Origin of the sequence: Jonquetella sp. BV3C21 (assembly GCF_000468895.1) — a bacterium.
Classification (GTDB): domain Bacteria; phylum Synergistota; class Synergistia; order Synergistales; family Dethiosulfovibrionaceae; genus Jonquetella; species Jonquetella anthropi.
On the sequence record NZ_AWWC01000029.1, the window covers coordinates 1 to 20,844 of the forward strand.

General features: G+C 61.7%; 11 protein-coding genes. 7 read left to right on the top strand and 4 right to left on the bottom strand.

Annotation, left to right across the window (positions count from 1 at the left end):
• On the top strand, nt 1-181 hold a 181-nt coding region (locus HMPREF1249_RS08135; RefSeq protein WP_021776107.1), incomplete at its 5' end, for a hypothetical protein.
• 1,534 nt (nt 182-1,715) lie between these two features.
• Nucleotides 1,716-2,270: a pyridoxamine 5'-phosphate oxidase family protein gene (locus tag HMPREF1249_RS07400; RefSeq protein ID WP_008522502.1), complete on the top strand. Its 555-nt coding sequence runs from the start codon at nt 1,716-1,718 to the stop codon at nt 2,268-2,270.
• A gap of 204 nt (nt 2,271-2,474) precedes the next feature.
• Here HMPREF1249_RS07400 and HMPREF1249_RS07405 read toward each other — a convergent pair whose 3' ends face one another.
• Nucleotides 2,475-2,657, bottom strand: a complete 183-nt coding sequence (locus HMPREF1249_RS07405; protein ID WP_008520096.1) for a hypothetical protein — start codon at nt 2,655-2,657, stop codon at nt 2,475-2,477.
• A complete protein-coding gene (locus HMPREF1249_RS08000) occupies nt 2,654-2,809 on the bottom strand; it encodes a hypothetical protein (protein ID WP_155801280.1) in 156 nt (51 codons plus the stop codon). Before HMPREF1249_RS08000 ends, HMPREF1249_RS07405 begins: the two co-directional genes overlap by 4 nt.
• Before the next feature lie 1,619 nt (nt 2,810-4,428).
• Between HMPREF1249_RS08000 and HMPREF1249_RS07410 the strand changes: the two genes are divergently transcribed.
• The gene (locus tag HMPREF1249_RS07410; protein ID WP_255348315.1) at nt 4,429-13,500 is read left to right on the top strand and encodes a YadA-like family protein; all 9,072 of its coding nucleotides are present in this window, start codon (nt 4,429-4,431) and stop codon (nt 13,498-13,500) included.
• Nucleotides 13,501-13,571: 71 nt separating this feature from the next.
• On the opposite strand, the gene HMPREF1249_RS07415 is transcribed toward HMPREF1249_RS07410, so the two are convergent.
• Together HMPREF1249_RS07415 and HMPREF1249_RS07420 are read right to left on the bottom strand one after the other, a co-directional pair.
• Nucleotides 13,572-15,074: an FGGY-family carbohydrate kinase gene (locus HMPREF1249_RS07415; protein WP_008520109.1), complete on the bottom strand. Its 1,503-nt coding sequence runs from the start codon at nt 15,072-15,074 to the stop codon at nt 13,572-13,574.
• Nucleotides 15,071-15,646, bottom strand: coding sequence for a nicotinamidase (locus HMPREF1249_RS07420; RefSeq protein ID WP_008520110.1), 576 nt, complete (start codon nt 15,644-15,646; stop codon nt 15,071-15,073). The genes HMPREF1249_RS07415 and HMPREF1249_RS07420 overlap by 4 nt, the downstream gene beginning before the upstream one ends.
• Nucleotides 15,647-15,852: 206 nt before the next feature.
• Here HMPREF1249_RS07420 and HMPREF1249_RS07425 point away from each other — a divergent pair, with 206 nt between their 5' ends.
• The 4 genes from HMPREF1249_RS07425 to HMPREF1249_RS07440 are packed head-to-tail and all read left to right on the top strand — an operon-like array spanning nt 15,853 to nt 20,835.
• Nucleotides 15,853-17,466 (top strand): NAD(P)/FAD-dependent oxidoreductase, encoded by a 1,614-nt coding sequence (locus HMPREF1249_RS07425; RefSeq protein WP_008520112.1) that lies wholly within the window; start codon nt 15,853-15,855, stop codon nt 17,464-17,466.
• On the top strand, nt 17,463-18,470 hold the full coding sequence (locus HMPREF1249_RS07430; protein WP_008520114.1) for a hypothetical protein: 1,008 nt from the start codon (nt 17,463-17,465) through the stop codon (nt 18,468-18,470). Before HMPREF1249_RS07425 ends, HMPREF1249_RS07430 begins: the two co-directional genes overlap by 4 nt.
• Nucleotides 18,467-20,419, top strand: a complete 1,953-nt coding sequence (locus HMPREF1249_RS07435; RefSeq protein ID WP_008520116.1) for an ABC-F family ATP-binding cassette domain-containing protein — start codon at nt 18,467-18,469, stop codon at nt 20,417-20,419. Before HMPREF1249_RS07430 ends, HMPREF1249_RS07435 begins: the two co-directional genes overlap by 4 nt.
• Nucleotides 20,416-20,835, top strand: coding sequence for an FKBP-type peptidyl-prolyl cis-trans isomerase (locus HMPREF1249_RS07440; RefSeq protein ID WP_008520118.1), 420 nt, complete (start codon nt 20,416-20,418; stop codon nt 20,833-20,835). Before HMPREF1249_RS07435 ends, HMPREF1249_RS07440 begins: the two co-directional genes overlap by 4 nt.
• Nucleotides 20,836-20,844 lie beyond the last annotated feature (9 nt).

The window sequence follows — 20,844 nt, forward strand, 5'->3', positions numbered from 1 at the left end:
TCAGAAAGGGAAGAGCGCCCAGTACGCGAAGCGTCGCGAGAAAGAGAAGAAAGAAAGCGGAGAGAAAATCGGGGCGAAGACAGTCGCCTTGCCCGTGTGCGGGGAACGCCGGAAAAGAGAAGAACTAGCGCTTTCGCTGTCGCGTGGCGTGTTTCGAGAGGAACGTTCTGTGGCGATTTAAGGTAGAAAAGTCACCTGTTGAGATAAAAAAAGAACTCTTCGTTTAGATTATGAGAGCTAAAAGAAGAAAATACCGCCGCGCGGATCCTCTTTGACAACTCGCGCGGCTTTTTTGTGCCTGACCTTCTGACCGTACCGCTGACGGCTCCTTTTTTCGTGTGGTATTTGTTCGTTCGCCTTCGGCTCGTTGGCGATGAACGTTTGTCAGGGCGTTTTTTGGTCTTCGGGCCGTGTTCGCCCGGCGGTCGGGTGGCGGGTGCAGAAAGTTTTGTCAGCTCGAGTGGTGGTTACCGGCTCGGGGAGCGTTTTCGGGGCCGCGGGGTAGTTGTTCGGTCGTTGGGCGTTTGGCCGTCGGTCGTTCGTCAGCCGACGGACGCAGAAGGTTTATCGGCTCGTCGGACGATTCGATGTTAGAGAGCGTTTTTTGAGGCGGCCGGGCTTATCGGCCGTTGAACATTTTCCCTTTCGAGGGCGGCTTGGGGCAACTCGCGCGGCTTTTTTGTGCCGACCTAGCTGTGCGGCAGACGGTAAGTTCTCTGGTTGGCGTGGTTGTTGCTGGTTTGCTGTCCCTTGGCGGGGGCGCCAGCGGTTCATTGGCTGATTGCGAGGACGCAAACGGATTATTGGCTCGCCGGGCAATAGCGAACTCGTGAAGTGGCTATAAGCTTGTCGGCTCTTGGTGAGGACGCGGACGGTTTATTGGCCCGCGGAGCGGTCATGAGAGCGCAGACGTTCACCGCCTTTGTGGCTGTTTACGAGTGCACGGAGTGGTCATCGGGGCAGCGATTGGTTGTTGGGGCGCGAGCTGGACGTCAGGGCGTTTTTGCTTTTGAGCGCGCGAACGGTTTTTGAGGCCAAGACGATTTATTGGGCCGTTGTGGCTTTCTCAGCTAGGGCGGCGGGTTCTAGTTTGCTGTCCTTTGGTGAGGCCACAGGAAGGGGGCGAGGCAATGAGGCTGTCGCTGGCTTGCTGGCTATTGGCGACGTCGCAAACGGTCACCTGCTCAGAGACTGATTACGAGGCCACGGGCGGTAATCGGCTCGGTGACCGCTTGTGAGGCCGCAATCGGTTTATCAGGTCGGCGGTTGTTCCCAACTTCCAGAACGTTTATCGCGGTAGCGTGCGGTTGCGACGTCGCAAACGGATTATTGGCTCGGTGGCGGTCATGAGGGAGCAGACGGTATATAGGCTCGCTGGGGAGTTTCGGCGGCCCATTGTGGTTTTCGCGGCTCATAAGACGGTTTCAAGTTCGCGGGCGGCGCTCAATTTAGCGCTCCGATTGCCGCCGCGTGCGGTTTATCAGCTCATTGGTCGTTTGCCAAGCGGCTTTCGGAGCGCGGGTGGTTATCGCCCCGCCGGGGGCCGCTTGGCGATCTAATCCGGGCGAAGAGAGTGCCTTCAAAAGGAATAGGCTATACTTAACAACGGGACGACGCGCTTTTTGCCGCCAAGGGCGCAGGGTGGAAGAGGCCCTGTTTTCGGCCAGCGACGCGGGCTAGCAAGCGGCAGGGCGCTCGTGAACGAGGGGGGACCGATGATGAGGCGAAAGGACCGGGAAGTTCTGTCAAAAGAGTGGATGGAAGATGTCATTCGCGAGGCGCTCTACATGGAACTGGCGATGTCAGACGACGGCGAGCCGTATGTCATTCCGCTGAACTACGGCTACAGCGACGGCCGTTTTTACGTCCACGGGGCGATGGCCGGACGGAAGGTTGACGCGCTGCGTAAAAACCCGCGCGTGGCCTTTAACGTCCTCAGCGGGGTTCAGATCGTGCCCCGCCCGCGCAAGCCGGGTAAGCTGTGGTGCGTTTACCGCAGCGTCTGCGGCACCGGGACGGTCCGTTTCCTGACCGACTTGGAAGAAAAACGCCGCGCGGTCGCCGTTTTAAAAGACCATTACAGCGACGGCAACGTTGACTATATGAGCCGGGACGAAGCGATGAAAAAAGTGGTGAACGTCTTTGTCGTTGATGTGGAAGAGATGACGGGAAAAACGAAAGGCTACCCCAACCCGAGCAACCCCGCCGCGCCGCTATTTGAAGAGCCGGGGCAGCGCGCAGGCGCGCCCTTGGAAGGCTCAGAACAGTGAAACAACGGGCCAAACGGCAAACGCCTTCGCGTGCTGTTGCGGCGGCCGAACAAGATCTGCTGACGGTTCGTCTCGCTGCGCGGCACTTGCCGACGTGTCAGACCCTCGCCTCATGAGGGACAGCGCAACTCGATAACCGCTCGGCGGTCGGTCGTCAGCTCATTTTCGGCTTGCCAGCTCGCTAACCCTTCGCCGGGCCATTGTTCAGTCGCCAGTCCGGTTTCGGGCCGCCAGTTCACGGGGCATTCGCCGGGCCGTCAAAGGCCCGCCAGCTCGGCGGCGGTTCGTCGGCCCGTCGGTCGCTCGGCCGTTTTCGGCTTGACAGCTCGCTAACCCTTCGTCGGGCCATTGTTCGGTCGCCAGCTCGTTTTCGGTTCGCCAATTCACGGGGCATTCGTCGGGCCGTCAACGGCCCGCCAGCTCGGCGGCGGCTCATCAGCTCGGCGGTCGGTCGTCAGCTCATTTTCGGCTTGCCAGCTCGCTAATCCTTCGCCGGGCCATTGTTCGGTCACCAGTCCGGTTTCGGGCCGCCAGATCACAGAAGATTCACCGGGCCGGAAGTTTTTCCCGGCTCCAATCTGCCCGTTGGTCGGCGTTTGAATAGAGGGCGAGACGGAGAGCACGGCCCCCGGTCGGCGTATCAAGCCCGCGCTCGGGCGTCGGTTTGGTGTCAGGAAGTTCGGCGGGTCAGCGGCTATTGGCTTGCGTTCGGTTTGTCAGCTCCCGCGGCGGTTGGCCGTTTGTCTTCCCTTCGCTTGTCCGGTAAGGGACGGCGGTTCCTTCGCGGGCGTTCGTTCGGTTGCCCCATGCCAGTTTGCAGGGCGGTTATCGGGCCGTTCTCCGTTTGCTTAGCCCGCGCTCGGCTCTCAGGCCGCGCTCGGTTCGCCGCTCTGTGAGGCGGTTATCGCTTCGCGGCCGGTTCGTCAAATCGCGGAGCGTTTACATGCCCGTCCCCCGTTTGTCGGGGCGCGTTCGGACGGCGGCTCGCTCACCATCAGTTCGGCGGGGCCTTGGTTCTTGCCCTGTTGTCTTTTTTGCCTGTAGGACGTTTATCAACTCGTCGGGCGTTTGCGGAGCGGGACAGCTCTGTTGCTTCTCCGGCGGTTTCCCCCGGCTTGCTTGCCGGCCAATCGTTTCCCCCTGCGGCCCGTGGAGGGCCGGCCCGGCGGCGCGGGAGAGGGCTCGTGAAAGCCGGACGGCCTGTATAAAATTTTGTCCCGTTTCAAGGGCGATTTTCGTCGGCTCAGCCGCTCAAATGGCATGGCGAGTTCGGACCGAACGGCGCGGCGGTTATTGAATCGGCTGCCATTGCCGATGTGATCAGACGGCGGGGCAAATGCCGCCTTTGACGCCTAAGAGACGAGCTTTCAAAGGACTTGGAAAAAGTTAGGGATAAATCCTAAAAACGCGTCCCCCCGTAGGAAATCCATTTGACAGGTTAGGAAAAAGAAGTAAAATTCACTAACAAAGTTATGTGTAGTTTGTGAGAGGGCCGTCGGATCGGGAGCTGAAACTGTTATAAAATCCGGCGGCGCTTTGTCTACTGTACGACGGTGGATTTTGCCGGTAAGGCGGTGTTTGCATAAGTACCCGCGAAACTCGAAGAGGATGAACTTTAGGGAAGTCACGGCCACTGGCTGATAGTTTTCGCTGACGTGGCGCAGGATCTAGGGGGATGACCAACGAAGAAAGAAGCAAGAAAAACGGTTCAGGACGCTGGGTCTCGTCTCTCTCGGACGACTGGAGGGCCACCGGGGCAATTATTGCGGTCTTGATCTAAGAGGCTGTCGTGGGATTATCAGCTCTTTTTTGCGGCGTTTCGCTCGGGCTAAGGTGAAACGGCGTCTTTTTGTGTCGTTACCCGTAGATAAGCTGCGGCGATCAGCGCTGCAGGTGTTCTGTTTTGGAGGGTTTAATAATGAAAAAAGTCAGAGCAGCAGGAAAATCGCGTTCTCTCCGTTGGGCGGCTTCTGCAGCCGCACTCGGGCTGTTCGCCTTCGTCGGCTCTTACGGAGCTGACCCAGCGCTGGGGGCGACAATTACCGGTATAGGCAGTCTACACCCTATCATCGTGTATTCGAACACTCCGAGAAATACCGAAGAGGGCTTCCCTAATGGAACCAGGCCGACTATCGGTTCAGCAGAGAACTCCATTGCCATGGGGTTCGGTTCCAATATTGATACCGGGTATAACAACATAGCTATCGGCGTGAATGCCACGATTAGTAGAGGGGTTCAACACACTACCGCAAATGCTATAGCCCTCGGCGCATCCTCGTTAGTCACCGCGGGCGGTGACATGGCGGTAGGGCGGGCGGCCCAAGCTTTAAGTGACAACGCTGTTGCCATAGGGACGATGGCAACAGCTTCCGGCAAGAACTCATTTGCCTTGGGCAGCTCATCTCAGGCGATGGGAGAAATGTCCTTCGCTTCTGGATTTGGGTCAAAGGCCTCCGGTACTTCATCGTTTGCGTCTGGGTACTACGCTCAGGCAAACGGCAATTCGTCAGTGGCGGTCGGCGGCCTGTCGGTCGCTGGGCAGCAATACGGTACCGACTTCTCGACGGCGATCGGCTATAACGCGCAGGCTCTTGCAATGGGCTCGGTGGCTATCGGCTACAACTCGATGGTATCCGCCAGCGTGAATAACTCGCTGGCCATCGGCTCGGGAACGGTGCTGAGTACGCCTGTGGCTGACGGGCAGTACGAGGCGTTTACCCACCAGAAGCTCAATGATACGACGAACGGCATGCTGGCCATCGCCAACGAGGGGACGCCCCGGCGAATCATCGGCGTGGCCGGCGGCGTGAATGCGACCGACGCGGTCAACGTAAGGCAACTACAGTACGTGAACAACAACTTGGCAAAGTCAATTGGCGGCGCCTTGTACACAGGGTACGCGTCGGACAACACGACGTATCAAGCGCCTGACTTCGTGATTGGGGCCGCGACGTACCACACGGTAAAAGAGGCGGTTGAGGCCGCTCAGAACCGATATTTCAGCGTTTCGAGCACTAACAAGACGGATGGTTCCAACTACAACAACAACGGCGCCTCGGGGGTTGATTCGGTCGCCATCGGGCCGAGCGCTCAGACGAAGAATGCAGACAACGCGCTGGCTATCGGCAGCGGCGCGTCGGTTACTGTGTCGGGCGGCGTCGCTCTGGGGTCCGGTTCGGTTGCTTCAGACGCTTCGGGCGTCGGCTCGGCCGCGTATCTCGGCAGCGCCGCAAACGTGGCGGCGACGGCCAAGGGGACGGCCGGCGTCCTGTCGGTCGGCAGTTCAGCAGCCACCCGTCAGATCGTCAACGTGGCGGCGGGCAGCCGGGACACCGACGCGGTCAACGTGGCCCAGCTCAAGGCCGCCGGTGTGAACGTGGCCGGCGGGAGCAACGTTGTGTCGGTGTCGCCCTCGTCGGACCCCAAGACCGGCGCGACGACCTACACGGTGAACGTTGACCTGTCGAACTACGCGCAGACAAACGGAAGCAACATCACGAATCCGGCCACGTGGGCTGGAAAGCTGGGCACAGGGACAATTAACGGCACGACCGACGGCGGACTGGTGACAGGAACCACCGTGAAAGGGGCGTTGGCTCCGTACGCCAAGACCGAGGCGTTGACAAAGGTGGCGGCGGGTACCAATGTTTCGGTTAATCCGTCGAAGGATGGAAGCACCGGCTCGACGACCTACACGGTGAGCGTTGACCTGTCGAACTACGCGCAGACGAACGGAAGCAACGTGACAAACCCGGCCACGTGGGCTGGAAAGCTGGGCACAGGGACAATTAACGGCACGACCGACGGCGGACTGGTGACAGGAACCACCGTGAAAGGGGCGTTGGCTCCGTACGCCAAGACGGCGGCCCTGCCGAAAGTTGCCGTGACCGGCGCCCCGCTGATGATGAAGACTGATACGGACGCGGCCGGATCAACCACCTACACGGTGGGAATCGACCTGTCGAATTACGCCCAAACGAACGGAAACAACATCACTGACCCGACCGCGTGGGCCGGGAAACTGGGCAGCGGAACCATTGGCGGAACAACGGACGGCAACCTCGTCACCGGGACGACGGTGAAAAACTACGTGGACGGCCGCCGCACGCAGGTATCCAGCGCCGACAGCCGAGTGGTTGTTACAGATGAGCCTATCGGAACCGGCGGCACCATGTACAAGGTAGCCCTCAAAACAGACCAGTTCAAAATCAAGTACAGCGGCGACGGCGACACGACCGGAGAAAACGCTCTGGACGATCGGACCGCCTTCGTCGGCACGCCGAACCAAATTTCCACCGTCGCTGAAAACGGCAAAGTTACCTTTAAGCTGGACGACGTCGTCACCATCGGCGGCTCTGGCGGCCACCCTGTGACCGTTAACGGAACGGAAGGAAACATAATCGGCCTGACGAATACCGGTTGGAACACCGATAACCCCGTGATCGTTTCCGGCCGGGCGGCTACAGAAGACCAGCTGTCCGCAGTCAACGAAAAGGTCAAACAGGCCGCCGTTGCGGCGTCGGGCAAAATTGCCTTCTCCGGCACGACCGGCAAAGCGGACGTCGGACTGGGCGAAGGCCTCACGATCACCGGCGATTTAGCCGCGAACGCCGACGCCTCGTCGGACAACCTTCGGGCCAGCGTGACCGGCTCCACGTTAAAAATAGAAATGAGCACCGCGCCCACCTTCAAGAGCGTGAACGCGGAGACGCTTCATGCCGATAACAAGGTAACAGTCGGCTCGGCCGGTGCGCCCACGACGACCATCACGCCGGCTGGCGTGGACACCAACAAACTGACCGTCGGAACCGTGACGATTGACAAGACGACGAACAAAATCACCGGCCTGCCGGCGGACGCCGGGACGGGAGAAAGCGAAGCCGTCAGCGGCAAATACCTCAAAGACCAGCTGAAGACCGTCAGCGACACGGTCGCGGCGTCGTCCAACCTGTCCTACGCGGGGGACAGCGGCAACGGCAAGGTGAACCTGTCCACCGGAACTTTGTCGGTCAAGGGAGACGACAAAAACATTGCCACGGTCGCCGACGCGGTCGGGAACGTCACCGTCAGCCTGAAGGACAAAATCACCCTTGGGGCAGCGGGGACTGGCATCGTGCTTGACGGGGGGCATGCTTCCGCGGAGTTTGGCCCGTCGATCAAGATCAACGAAAGCGGCAACGGCCGGATCAGCGGATTACACCCGGCGATCGAAAACGGCCAAGCTGTGACCTATGAACAGCTCGAAAGGGTGGCGGCGTCATTCGGAGCTAAAAGCACCATAACAGCAGATGGCAAGTTCGTCAGGCCGACATACCTCGTGTCAGCCACCACGTCGGCGTCGCGGGTGTACCACAGCGTGGGCGAAGCCCTGACGGCGATCGACCGGGGAACGGTCGGCTCGCTGGTGGCAGTGGAGAAGGACTCGGGCGACGGAACCCGGCTGGTCTACTTGGAGAACGTCGGCCCAGCTGAAGATAAGACCGGCTTCTTCCGGCGAACCGACCTAGTCGATAAGAACAGTGGGAAGTTGCTACAGCCCAAGGAAATCACGGCGAATCCGCTTTCTCTGGATAAGATTTCCTACGCCCTAGCTAACCCGGCCACCGGCACGACCGGCACGCCGGTGAAGATCCAAAACGTCGCGGCCGGGACGCTGGAGGACGACGCGGTGAACGTGAGCCAGCTGAAAAAGCTTGGCCTTGACCCGAACGCGGCAGCTCCAGCAGTGACCTATGATAACGACCAAAAGAAGACCGTCACGCTGGGCGACACGGTGCACAACAAGTACGACCCGACGAACAACCCCACTGGCGGCGTGACGATCACCAACGTGGCGGAAGGCGTGAACCCGGGCGACGCGGTGAACATGCACCAGCTGAAAGTCGTGTCGGATAAAGTTGACGCCGGCTGGAACCTGCAGGACGGCGCGGCAGCCTCAGCGGCGAAGAAAATCGCGTCCGGCGACACGGTGAAGGTCGTCGGTGACAAGAATATTTCCACGGCGCTGTCCGGCGGCGGAGAAACGAAGACGCTACAGATTACCTTGTCCGACAGCCCGGTCTTTGGCCTTGTGAAGATCAACGACGGCGGCCGTATTTCCGGCCTGTTGCCGGGGAAAGCCGATACCGAGGCGGCGACGGTTTATCAGATCAAGAAGATCCTGACCTCGCTGGGCGGCGACATGACGTTGGACGAGAACAATGGCGACATCAAATTGCCGCAGTACGAGCTCCCGGGACGGACGTACAACAACATCGGCTCAATTGCCATCGCCGCCAAGACCGGCACGATGGGAACCACCGTTTTCACCGACGCCGATGGCAAGCGGATCGTCTGGCTGCGAGACCCGGCGCTGAACCACACGAACACGTATAACAAGGCGGGGTATTACCGGCTGGAGGACGTGGCTGAGAACGGCATCAGCCTAAAGGACACTATCACTGACCCGGACGCTCATCTGGTTCCTACGGGCCAAATCAGGCTGTCGCTGACAGGCCCCACGGACATCAATAGGGTCTTGCTGGATGAGGACGTCGTCCTCGGCCACGTGGCCGCCGGGACGAAGGACAATGACGCGGTCAACGTGAGCCAGCTCAAGGACGTGAAGAAGTCCATTGATAAGGCGAAAACCGATGGGCTGACGTTTAACGGCAACAAAGCGTCGTACGGCGCGGCGGGTAGCTCAACCACCGGCGCGGTCGCGCTGGGGAGCACCGTGGACGTGGTGGCCTCTGACCCGAAGAATAACGCGACCTACTCGACGGACAACCTGACGGTCGTGGCCGGAAAGGACGCGTCCGGCGCCCCGGTCCTCACGATTAAGATGGCCGACAGCCCGACCTTTAAGGCTCTGACGGCTGAGACCGTGACGGCCGGCGGCACGTCCATTTCCAATAGCGGCTTGAGCGTGGGCGGCAAGACGTATGTGAGCCCGATCGGCCTGAACGCCAACGGCAACCCGATTAAGAACGTCGGCGACGCGGCGGAGGATGGCGACGCGGTCAACAAGAAACAGCTCGACGCTCTGGGCGGCTCGACGATCACCGTCAAGGCGTTCGATAAGGCCGACGGCGATAAGGGCAGTTATTCCTTTGCCCTTTCGAGCAACGGGCAGGTGGGCCTGAAAGCCCTCGACGACAACTTGGTTCTGTCGGCTGACAAGGCCACGAATACTCTGGGCCTCAAACTGGCCGAGACGGTGACTGTCGGCACGGCGAAACCGGTGACGATTAACGGGACCGACGGTTCGGTGAAGGTTGGAACAACGGTCTTGGACGGCTCGCAGATCACCGGCCTGACGAACACGACGTGGAATGGCTCGCCGACATCCGGTCGGGCAGCCACAGAAGACCAGCTGAAAGCCGTCGCTGACGCGGCGAGCACCGCCTCGGGCGAACTGAAGGATAGCGGCCTGACCTTTACGGGGAACGACAGCTCGACGACCGGCGTGGTGAAGCTGGGAAATACCCTGGCCGTGACCGCCGACGGGACGACGGGCGGTACCTACACGTCAGCCAACCTCAAGGTCACCGCTACTGAGGCGAACGGCACGAACCCGGCGGGCTTGAAGATCTCGATGACCAACAGCCCGGTCTTCACGACCGTGACGGCTGGCAACACGTCGATTTCCGACGCCGGCCTGACCGTGGGCGGCAAGCCGTATGTGACCCCGACCGGTCTGAACGCCAACAGCAAGAAGATTACTAACGTCGCCGAAGGCACGGAGGAAGGCGACGCGGTGAACTTCAAGCAGTTCGACGAACTGGCGAACAAGAAAATCGCCTTTATGGCGCTGGACCAAAACGGCAAGCCTATAGGAGAAAAATATGAGTTTGCCTTAAAGGACGGCGGAACGATCAAGCTGCTTTCCGACGAGAACTTCGCCGTGACGGCTGACGCGACGCACCAAGCGCTGGGCGTGAAGCTGAGAGACACGGTGAAAATCGGGGCGGCTAACCCCGTGACAGTCAACGGGGCGGAAGGATTCGTAACCGGCCTGACGAACACGGCGTGGAACGGCACAGCGACGACAGGCCGGGCGGCCACGGAAGACCAGCTCAAGGCCGTCGCCGTCGCCGCGTCTGGCGAACTGAAAGACAGCGGTCTGACGTTTATCGGGAACACCGGCACGACGAACCTAGTGAAGCTGGGAAGCACGCTGGCAATCAAGGCGGGCGACCCGGCGGGCGGCGCGAGCTACTCGACGAAGAACCTGACGGTCGAGTCCGGAAAGGACGCGGCCGGCGCCCCGGTTCTCACGATCAAGATGGCCGAAAAACCGACCTTCACATCCGTGACGACTGGCAACACGTCGATTTCCGACGGCGGCCTGACCGTGGGCGGCAATACATATGCCACCCCGACGGGCCTGAACGCCAACGGCAACCCGATTAAGAACGTTGGCGACGCGGTCGACCCCGGGGACGCGGTGAACAAAGGGCAATTTGACGCCCTGAACAACGCCCAGGTCACCGTTTCCGCGATGGACAAATCCGGCTACGCTGCCGGCGGTCAGTACTCGTTTGCCCTGAAAGACGGCGGACGAATCGGCCTGAAAGGCGACGACAACATCATCGTGACCGCCGACAAGACCGCGCAGACCCTAGGCTTGAAGCTGGCCGACAAGGTGAAGCTCGGCGCGGTGACGGTCAACGGGACGGACGGAGTAGTAACCGGCCTGGCGAACAAGGATCTGAAGGCTCCAACCTTTGCCACGATGGGACGGGCGGCGACGGAAGAACAGCTGAAGGCTGTGGCCGAATCAGCGACAACGCTTATCAACGATGCGGGACTTGAATTCCTCGGCAACAACAGCAGCACGACCCGCTTGGTGAAGCTGGGAAGCCGGCTGACGATCAAGGGCGCCGACGTTCCGGCGACGGGGGGCTTCTCGGAGAAGAACCTGACGGTCGTGGCTTCCAACAACGCAACGGAAGATGCCCCGACTCTGACAGTCAAGATGTCGAAGAAGCCTCAGTTTGACGAGGTAATCATCGGCGATTCGAACTCGCCGGACGCGCTGTTGCTCAAAGACGGTCTCGGGTTCAACGTGGACGGAACTATGAAGACCTTCGTCTCTGCCGCGGGCCTGAACGCCAACGGCAAACCGATTAAGGGTGTTGGCGACGCGGTCGATCCGACCGACGCGGTGAACAAAAGGCAGTTCGACGCTCTGGGCGCGGCGAAGATATCCGTTCAGGCGTTCGACAAGGACGGCAAAATGAAGCCCGGAAACTCGTACGATTTCTCGCTCAAGGACGGCGGAACGATTGGGCTGATGGGCGACGGCAACTTGAACGTGTCGGTTGACACGAACAAGAAGCTCTTGAGCTTGAAGCTGGCCGACGTCCTGACGATTGGCTCAGGCAAGCCTGTGACGATTAACGGGACCGACGGTTCGGTAAAGGTTGGAACAACGACCTTGGACGGCTCGCAGGTTACCGGCCTGACGAACACGGCGTGGAACGGCACGGCGACGACAGGCCGGGCCGCGACGGAAGACCAGTTGCAGGCCGCTGTAACAGACCTTTCCCAGAACTTGACGGCTAAGGGCCGAGGCTTTAAGGGCAACATAGGCGAGAAGACGTTTGATCTGGGCGCGATGGTTTCGATTACTGGAACCGGAGTCGGCGACGCGGATCAGTTTGACGGCCGAAACCTGATGACGATCGTGAATTCGAACGGCATTTCGCTTCAGATGCGCACGAAGCCGGTCTTTAACGGTCTGATCGTTCAGCAGGCTGAAGGCGCCGCCGGCGCCGGGACGAGAATTGACCTGAGCGAGGGCGGCATTTCGGTGGGCGGTACGACGTTCGTCTCCGCGGCCGGGCTGAGCGGCGGCGGAAAGAAAATTACCGACGTCGCGGATGGCGCCATCGGCAACGGCTCGCACGACGCGGTCACTGGCAATCAGCTGACCGATTCGATGGAGTCGGTCCGAGTACTCGTCGGCGGCAACGCGACGATGACCGACGGAAAGTTGACGTCGACGAACATCGGTGGCACCGGCCAGGACACCATTAGCGATGCGATTGCGGCAGTTAAGGACAGCGTGACGCAGGTGAGCACCAATGCGGTGCAGTACGACACCGCGGAGAACAGCAAAGTGACGCTGAAAGGCAAGGAAGGAACGACCCTTGCCAACGTCAAGGCCGGCGCCGTGAGCGAGCACAGCATGGAGGCGGTCAACGGATCGCAGCTTTACGCCACCAACCAGCAGGTAGCCGCCAACAAGGACGCTATTGCGGCTAATAAGACGGCGATTCAAAACCTGCAGGGCGAAGTTCAGTCTCAGATTGGGAAGCCGATGACGTTCAAGGCCAACGAAGGAAAGAACATCGACCGCAAGCTGGGCGAGATTCTGGAAGTCTACGGGCTGGCGAAGACGGAAGGGACGTACAGCAGCGCGAACGTCAAGACCGTCGCAACGGACCGAGGACTGGAAATTCAGCTGGCGGACGCTCCGAAGTTCTCCGGGGCCGTGCAGGCCGAGCGGTTCGTCTCGAACGACGGCAAGGCGTCGTTCGGCGGCGACGGATTAACGGTAGGCGACGGAAAGAACTCGAAGGTGACGGTTGACAAGGACGGTCTGAAGATTTCCGGCGGCCCGAGCGTGACCCGCGACGGTATCGACGCGGGCGGCAAACGGGTCAGCAATTTGGGCAAGGGCGTTGACGAGAACGACGCGGCGACGGTCGGTCAGGTTCGAGACGAGATCAACAAGGTAACCGGCGGCACAGGTCAGAGCCTTGGCCGAATCGCCCGGCGGGTCGACGAGCTGGACAGCCGGGTTGACAACGTCGGCGCCATGGCCGCGGCGTTTGCTGCGGTGCCTCCGATGGCCTACGACGAAACGCACCGCACGTCGCTGGGCATCGGCTACGGCTACTACAGCGGCAAGAGCGCGGTGGCGCTGGGCCTGAGCCACTACATCAACCGGGATGTTATGGTTAGGGGCGGCATGGCGATTTCTGGAGACGAGAAGAGCTTCCAGCTGGGAGCTTCGTTCCGGCTCGGTTCATCGCCGACGGTAACGCGGTCGGACGGCAGGACCGTCAGAATCAGCACCACCGAGATGGCCGCGCTGCGGAAGGTGAACGATCTGGAAGACACGGTGAAGCATCAGGACGAGACGATCAATCAGCAGAACGAGACGATCAAGGCGCAGAACGAGATGATGAAGCAGATGATGAAGCGTCTGGACGCGCTCGAGGCTGGAAAGAGAAAGTAACTGAACGACAAAGAGGAGCGCTGCCCTTTGGGGCAGCGCTCCTTTCTTTTGTCTGTTCTTTTGTCGGTCGGTCAGAGGGCCCAGATGTGGGACAGGTGGGCGAGTATTTTTCGCCGCTCGGCTGAACGGCGGCTGTAGAGGTTCGAGACGTCCTCTCGAGGTGTGACGGCGTCCCGGGGCGCGTTCCAGCCCGATAACGTTCCCCTGAGGCTGGACAGGTCGCCGCAGCCGAAGGCGGCCAGAGCGGCGTTGGCCATCAGGCCGCCGGAAGGGCGGGAGAGGCGGACGTACGGGCAGGCGAGCATGTCGCTTTTTATTTGGCTCCACAGGTCGCTTCGGCTGCCGCCTTCGGTTCCGACGACGCGGAGGACAGGCAGGCCGCAGCTTCGGTAAAAGTCGACGACTTTCCGGTACTCAAAGGCGATGCCTTCGAGGATTGACCGCCAGAGCAGGGGGCGTCCGCTGGAGCCGTGAAGGCCGAGGAAGACGCCGCTCGCCCCCGGCAGGTCGGGACCGGCGCCCTGTATGTACGGGTAGAAGAGTACGCCGTCGCTTCCTTCGGGCGTTTGGGCCGCCGCGTCGTCCATTCGGCTGTAGAAGGCCCGGTCCTGGGACTTGCAGCAGATCTGATCGCGGAACCACCGGAGCGACAGGCCGCCGGCGCGGATCATGGTCCAGTAGAACGAGCTGTCCCGCTCGGTTCCCATGGCGTAGTAAAAGCCCGGCCGAGCGCTGACCGGCCCAAGGGGTTCTTGGACCGAGAGGGCGAAGATGGACGCCGTCCCGGCGATGTCGACGCCATCGCCCGGCGAGACCGCCCCGGCGCCGAGGATGGCCTGCATGACGTCGCCGGCGCCGGCGACAACCGGTATTCCCGGTTTGAGGCCTAGGGCGCTGGCTTCGGCTTCGCAGAGGCCGCCGACGACTTTCCACGGCTCGACGATTTGGGGCAGGTAGCGGCGGGGGAGGTTCAGCCCTTCGAGCTGTCTGGCCGACCAGTCCCGCGTCCTGACGTCGTAGCCGGCCATCCAGCCGGAGAGGGTGGCCCAGTCGATGAACGCGTCGCGGGCCGAGAGGCCGGCGAGACGGGACAGGACGAACGGGCCGTTGTTGACGATTTTGTGGATTTTGTCGCCGTCGGGCGAGTTCAAGAGCCAGCGGGCGACGACGGGAGGCAGAAACTCGTCGAGCTGGGCGCAGCCGCACTCTTCCTGCCAGTAGGGCGGGCAGGTCTGGCGCATTTGGGCCGCCAAGGGCGCGGCTCGGTTGTCTAAGTAAGGAATGAAGGGTGTGACCGGGTTGAAAGCGCCGTCGACGCCGACGACGCCGCAGATGATGCCGCTGCCTGTTACGGCCGCGACGGTTTGTCCGTTGACGCCGGAGGCGGCGAGGCATTCGGCCGCGCCGTGACGAAAGTTTTCGAGGAAGGTCATGACGTCGAGCTGGGCCCAGCCGGGCCGAGGAAAGGCGATTGGGTTCTCCCAGTAGCTTTCGGCCAAGAGGCGGCCTGACAGGTCGTACAGGGCGGTTTTCGTGCCCATGGTGCCGGCGTCGAAGGCGAGGTATGTCTTCATTGGAGGAGCTCCGCTACTGCGGCCGAGTCGGTCAACAGGGCGCCGGCGCGGCGCATTTCTTCCAGCGCTCGGTCGCCGTCGCTGGGCGAGACGTTCACGGCCCGGCAGCCGTCCTGAACGACCGAGACGGCGAACCCTTCCGTCAGGGCGTCTTTGACCGTGGCGGCGACGCAGTAGTCGGTTGCCAGCCCGCAGACGAAGAGCCTTTCCGCGCCGGTGCGGCGAATCAGTTCGGCGAGGCCAGTGCGGTCAAACGCCGAGTAGGCGTCCCGGTCGGGGGACGTGCCTTTGCTGATCACGCGGCTTTCGGGCGGAAGCGTGAGCCCGTCGGCGAATTGCGCGCCCGGCGTTTGGGCGACGCAGTGGGGCGGCCACGGCCCGCCTGAGGCGGCAAAGCTGACGTGGTTTGCCGGGTGCCAGTCGCGGCTGAAGAAGGCGGGGCAGCCATGACGGGCGGCGAGAGCTGAAAGCCGATTGGCGACCGGGACGACGCTGTCACCGTCGGCGACCGCCAGAGCGCCGCCGGGGCAGAAGTCCCGCTGGATATCGACGAATAGGAAGGCGTTTTTCATACGGATCAATCCCCTCTGTTTTGTCTTGATCTTTTCATGATACCGAGCCGGCGTCTTCCTGCCAAGAAGCCTTTGGTGGGTTTTCTTCGCGGGGCTGCCAAGCCCGCCGGCTGGCGGATGTTTTGATGCCTGACACTTCTCGGCGTCGGCGCTTCGTGGTACTATAAAACAATTCGGTCGAAGCTTGACGAACGGAGGAGCGAGCCATGAACAGTTTTGACGTGATTGTAATCGGCGGCGGCCCAGCCGGGATGATGGCCGCTCTTCGCGCCGCCCAGATGGGCGCGTCGGTGCTGCTGCTTGAGAAAAACGACGAGCTGGGGCGCAAGCTGGGGTTGACCGGCAGAGGCCGGTGCAACTTCGCTCACGACGAGCCGGACGCGGCCGTCCTCGCTCAGGGGTACGGCAAAGGCGCGGCGTTTATGGAGCAGGCGCTGCGGGAGTTCGGGCTGAACGAGACGGTGGCGTTTTTCGCTTCCTGCGGCGTGAGGGCCGTCCGCGAGCGGGGAAAGCGGCTTTATCCCCAGATGGGGCAGGACTCGAGCGCCGTGACGGCGGCTTTGCGGCGGGAGCTGCACGCCCGCCGGGTGCTGGTGCTGTCGTCCACCGAGGTGAAGGGGCTGGACGCGTCGGGCGGAAAGATTCGACGGGTCATCACTCGACAGGGAGAGATCGACGGCCGGGCGTTCGTCTTGGCGACGGGCGGCCAGTCGTTCCCAGCGACTGGGTCGACCGGCGACGGGTACCGATGGGCCAAGCGGGTGGGCTGTACGATTGAAGAGCCGCGCCCGGCGATATGTCCGGTGAAGTGCCGGGAGAAATTCTGCGCCGAGCTGAACGGGCTGAAGCTGAAGAACGTTCGGCTGACGCTGTTTTTAAACGGCGAGCCGGTGGACGAGCGGTTTGGCGAGATGGACTTCGCCCCGTTCGGCGTGACCGGCGCGACGGCAATGGATATGGCGGCGAGAATTGGTGAGCTGCTGCCGCAGGGAAAACTGCGGCTGCGTATTGACCTGAAACCGGCGCTCGATCGGGATCGGTTTATCGCCCGGCTTGACCGGGAGTTCCCCGCTGAGGGGGATCTGCCGCTGAGGTTTGCCCTGCGGAAGATGCTGCCCAAGGAGATTATCCCGGTGGTGATTCGACTGGCGGGGCTTCAGGAAGGCGATCCGGCCGGGAGCTTGACGCCGGAGAACAAGGCGGCGTTGGTTGACGCGATGAAGGAGTTTTCCGTCACGCCGACCGAGCTGGCCGGGTTCCGCTGGGCGATTGTGACCCGCGGCGGCGTGAGCCTTGACGACGTGAACCCCAAGACGATGGCCTGCACGAAGGTGCCGAACCTGTTTTTTGCCGGCGAGCTGTTGGACGTGGACGGCCCGACCGGCGGGTACAACCTGCAGGCCTGCTGGACAACCGGCTGGCTGGCTGGCCAGTCGGCGGCGGAGCTTTTAGGGTATCACAGGCCGGCTCCGGCGGCTCAGAAGGCCGAGTCGGCCGCGCGGCAGTGGCGGGGACATGCGGTTCTTCACCCAAAGGACAAGGCGCCGACTCGGCACTTTCCCCCCAGAGCCGAGGGGCCGAAAAAAGCCGCTGGGCCTGAGGGCAGAAGCGCCCGATGCTCGTCGGAGAAGCCGGCTCCGCAGGAGGAGAAGCGGCCTAAAAGATTTGACCGGCCTCGGTCCGACGACGGGAAAAATCCGGTTCGGGGCGCTGACGGCGGAGGGCGGCCGCGGAAAGCGGCGGGGGACTTTGCCGGTTGGAAAGGCTTCAGGGCGAAGGATTCTAAAAAACGGAACGAGGACGCGGGGAGGAAGTCATGAGCGACGAGATGAAGAAAACAGAGGTTGACCCGGCCTCTTTGGCCCCGTCAGTACCTGACGTAGAAGAATACAAGCGGGCGCTTGAACAGGTGTCGTCGTTGGGCGACAGGCTGTTCGCGTGCTGTGCCGAGTTGGGCGAGACTTTGACTTCTGAGCGGGCGCGGGCCGCGTCGGCGGATAAGAGTTTCCGCGACGATATCAAGCAGAGAGACGACGTGATCGATCAGCTGCAGAAACAGTTGATGGAAAATCGGAGCGCTCTGGCTGAGGCGCAGCGGAATATCAATTCCATGTCGATTCAGACCCAGCAGCTTTCCGAGGCCCTGCGCAACTATCGCCACGACGTGGCGTTTTCGGAGCAGCTGAACGCGGATCTTCGGAGCGCCCGGTCGGAATCGGCGCTGTTAAAGGCGACGATCGAGGAAATGAAAGCCGAAATGGCTCGGGCGGAACGGCTGCACAAGGACGCCGCCGAGTGTTTGAAGCTCAAACATTCTCAAGAGCAGCTGGTCGCCGGCGAGAGCGTCCGCGCGGCCGAAGACCGGGCCACGCAGCTTCAGGCCGCGTTGACCCGATCGGAAGAACAGCTCCGTCAGTCCGAGGAGATGAATAAGCTCTTGGCTGACGAGGCCGAGCGGGCGAAACGGGAGGATCGGGATCGGTTCGACAAGGTACGGGGCGAGCTACTTCACGTCCAAAGCCAGTTGGCCGATCAGGAGCGGGCGTTTCAGGACCTTCAAAAGGACGTGGATCGTCGGATTCGAGCTGGGGTGCGAAAGGTGGAAATCAAGGCCCACTCGGTCGAGGAGGATCTGCGTCAGAAGCTGGACGAGAAAGAGCGCCAGCTGCGCATGGCCGATTTCCGGCTCACTCAGGCGGCGGAGGATCACCAGCGGGCTCTGCTGGCGGCCCGCGCCGATTTTGAGACCAAGCTGAACATGAAGACCGAGGAAGTGCGCCGGCAGCTGTACGCCAAGGCGAAGTCCCCGAAGAACGACGGATGATTCAAGTTGTTGATCTGTGCCTGACCCTGCCGGGCGGCCGGCGTCTTTTTGACGGGCTGAACTGGCAGGTGCCCGACGGGGCCCGAACGGCTCTGGTGGGCGCCAACGGGGTCGGCAAGACGACGCTGCTGCGGACGATTGTGGGGCAGGTGTCCGCCGATTCGGGCGAGATTCGGATATCTCCGTCCGGCGCGACGGTCGGATACCTGCCGCAGGATTTGGCCGAGCTGCCGCCGATTCCTCTGATGGAGTACCTGAAAGAACGAACCGGCCTGACCGAGGCCGCCGACCGGCTGAAGGACGCCGAGGCCCGAATGGGCGCGTCCGCTGGGCCGGACGACCTGAACCGGCACGCCAGACTGCAGGCCCAGTACGAACGGCTGGGCGGATATGAGTTTGAGAGCATGGCCGCCAAGACATTAGGCGGCCTTGGTTTTCGTCCCGGCGACGCGGGAAAGAGGTGCTCGGACTTTTCCGGCGGCTGGAAGATGAGAATATCGCTGGCGGCGCTCCTTCTCTGCCGGCCGGATCACATGCTGCTTGACGAGCCGACAAACCACCTGGACACCGAGAGCATGGAATGGCTCGAGAGCTGGCTGTCAGGCTATGACGGCACGATGGTGGCCATTTCGCACGACCGGTTTTTTATGGACAAGATCGTCACGTCGGTGGCTCACTTGGAAAACGGCCGGCTGACCTGCACGAGAGGAAACTTTTCCGATTACTTAGCCATATCGGAGGCTCAGGCAGAACTTCTCGCCAAGCAGGCGAAACGGCAGCGCGCCGAGATGGAGCACCTGCAGTCCTACGTGGAGCGGTTTCGGTACAAGGCCAGCAAGGCGACGCAGGCGCAAAGCCGAATCAAGCGGCTGGAGCAGATGGAGCCCGTCCAGACGGTTCAGAAGGAACGGACGGTCTCAATGCGCTTTCCAGACTGCCGCCAGTCCGGGCGGGTCGTCCTGAAGGCGGAGAACTTGGCGAAAGAGTACGACGAGCCGGTTTTCTCCGGCCTGACGTTTGAAATTCTGCGGGGCGAAAAAGTAGCGCTGGTGGGCGTCAACGGCGCGGGCAAGTCCACGCTGTCGCGGCTGCTGGCCGGCGTCGAAAAGCCGAGCGGCGGTTCCGTCACGCTGGGGCACGGGGTGGAAGCGGCGTACTTTTCTCAGTCGTCGTCGGAGAACCTGTGCTACGAGAACACGGTCTGGCAGGAGGCCGTCTCCCAGTCGCCGGACTGGACTCAGGGCCAGAGGCACGGGCTGCTGGGCTGTTTCCTGTTCGGCCCGGACGACTTGGAAAAGCGCGTCGCCGTCCTTTCCGGCGGCGAGAAGTCCCGGCTGGCTCTGGCAAAAATCCTGATGAAGCCGTCCAACTTCCTGATTCTGGACGAGCCGACCAACCACTTGGACATGGCGACCCGAGAGCTTTTTCAGCAGGCGGTCTTGGCGTATTCGGGCACGCTGCTCATCGTGTCCCACGACCGGTACTTTTTAAACCTGCTGGCCGATCGGGTGCTCGAGATCCGAGATCATCGGCTGTTCGACTATCAGGGGAACTACAGCTGGTACATCGCCGCGCGGGAGCGGCAGATGGCCGCGGCCGAAGCCTCGTCCCCGGCGGAGAGCGCGGCGGATCGAAACGACCGGCGGGCCCGCCGCCGAGAGGAAGGCGAGCGGCGAAACGAGATTTACCGGCGGAAGAAAGAGTACGCGGCCCAGCTGGCCGAACTGGAAAAGGACATTGCCGCCGACGAGGCATTGATTGCCGAACTCGACGGGCAGCTGTGCGATCCGTCGGTCATCGCCAGCGGGACGAAGCTGGAAAGCGCGATGATCGGCAGGGCGCAGGCCGTTTCGAGATTGGAAGAGCGGATGAGCCGATGGGAGTCCCTGATGGAGATCATCGGGGCGATAGAGGCCGGAAAGGATCCGGCGCAGGAGGAAAGGCAATGACCACAGCCGAGAAGGGCAAAAAAATCCGAGTTCATTACACCGGCACGCTGGACGACGGGACGGTTTTCGACTCGTCAAAGGTTGACGGGCGCGAGCCGCTGGAGTTCGTCGTGGGAGCCGGCCAGATGATCCCGGGGTTCGACCGGGGCGTCGAGGGCATGGCCGTGGGCGAGACGAGAACGCTGAAGCTGGATCCGGCCGACGCGTACGGGGAGTACCGAAGCGATATGGTGTTCCGGGTGGCTCGGAACAGGTTGCCGAAAGGGTACTCGCCGAAGGTCGGAGACCGCCTGTTGGTGGGACACGCGCCGGCGAAGATTGCCAGCGTCGACGAGGCGTCTGTGGAGCTGGACGCGAACCACGAATTGGCGGGCAAGCGGCTGAACTTTGAAGTCACTCTGGTAGAAGTCCTCTGAGGTTTTGCA

Coding starts and splice junctions, on each gene's coding strand:
- HMPREF1249_RS07400 (WP_008522502.1), top strand. CDS start 1,716: ATGATGAGGCGAAAGGACCGGGAAGTTCTGTCAAAAGAGTGGATGGAA.
- HMPREF1249_RS07410 (WP_255348315.1), top strand. CDS start 4,429: ATGGGGTTCGGTTCCAATATTGATACCGGGTATAACAACATAGCTATC.
- HMPREF1249_RS07415 (WP_008520109.1), bottom strand. CDS start 15,074: ATGAAGACATACCTCGCCTTCGACGCCGGCACCATGGGCACGAAAACC.
- HMPREF1249_RS07420 (WP_008520110.1), bottom strand. CDS start 15,646: ATGAAAAACGCCTTCCTATTCGTCGATATCCAGCGGGACTTCTGCCCC.
- HMPREF1249_RS07425 (WP_008520112.1), top strand. CDS start 15,853: ATGAACAGTTTTGACGTGATTGTAATCGGCGGCGGCCCAGCCGGGATG.
- HMPREF1249_RS07430 (WP_008520114.1), top strand. CDS start 17,463: ATGAGCGACGAGATGAAGAAAACAGAGGTTGACCCGGCCTCTTTGGCC.
- HMPREF1249_RS07435 (WP_008520116.1), top strand. CDS start 18,467: ATGATTCAAGTTGTTGATCTGTGCCTGACCCTGCCGGGCGGCCGGCGT.
- HMPREF1249_RS07440 (WP_008520118.1), top strand. CDS start 20,416: ATGACCACAGCCGAGAAGGGCAAAAAAATCCGAGTTCATTACACCGGC.